The 926-nt window shown below is 55.6% G+C and carries 2 pseudogenes; both read right to left on the minus strand.

Annotated elements, in window-relative coordinates:
• Positions 1–442: pseudogene (locus IEG05_RS23100) on the minus strand (hypothetical protein); the annotation flags it as partial.
• Between the two features lie 129 nt (positions 443–571).
• Positions 572–777 (minus strand): annotated as a pseudogene (locus IEG05_RS23105) (VRR-NUC domain-containing protein); the annotation flags it as partial.
• Between the last annotated feature and the right edge of the window lie 149 nt (positions 778–926).

Consider the following 926-nt stretch of genomic DNA (forward strand, 5'->3'; position numbering starts at 1 on the left):
GATTAGGACTTGCCACTGTTCTGCGGTGCGGTGTTTTCTCATGGAAATAACCTCGCGTTGTTGAATGCGAGGTCACTCTAGGGCGGAAGTCAGCGGGATGGCAGGATGTCTTGGAATGAACGCTTACGCGTAACTGGCGCAGGTGCAGGTAATCCTCAAGATCCTGGCGGCACTGAAAACCACGTGACTCCGGGCCTATGTCCACCGATTCGTAACGGTAGATGCCCAGATCCGTCAGCACGAACTCGGACCAGTCCTGGGCCAGATTGCCAAAGGACATCAGGCGCAAACGATCACACAACTCGCCCACCATCAGGCTGAGTAACTGATCATCCAACATAGGGCACCAGTCCGTGAAGGTCTGGGCAGGTAGCTCCATTGCGCGCAGTGGTTCGAGCAGCTCGGCCTTTTTCTGCGCCGCGCGGCGGTCTGTGAGCGGCATATGAGTCAGCACCTCATCCTTGCGCAGCAGCTCGGCAATCTCATCGGCTGTGAGCAGCGCCTGCTCGGTGATCCATCCCTGTTCAAGCAGTGGATCGGCAGCAGCCAGGCAGTCGCCGATTTCCGGGTAAACGAGCTTGCTCAGACGAAAATGACAGCCCTTGCGCTAATCATGCGCACCAGCAACGCCTGGGATGGCCAGGGCAGGGTATTGAAGGTGTCGAGAAAGGCACGTTCTTCATCCGCCAGTAGATCTGCATAGCGCTCAGCCACCCAGGCGAGTGCCGTACGGAAATTGCTGAGGTAGTAAAGCTCAGGGGCTAACGAGACGGACATGGTAGTGATCACTGTATTCTTGTATTAACCCGGCAATCAAATACACCAAATCATGCTGCGTAGGCGATACGTGGATGCCGGAAATAAGAACGGATTCTTTGAGGGCGTAATTGCAATCGTCTCATGACCGAGCGAACACGCCTTTCCAG

The sequence above is a fragment of the Stutzerimonas kunmingensis genome (genome assembly GCF_014764705.1).
Lineage (GTDB): Bacteria > Pseudomonadota > Gammaproteobacteria > Pseudomonadales > Pseudomonadaceae > Stutzerimonas.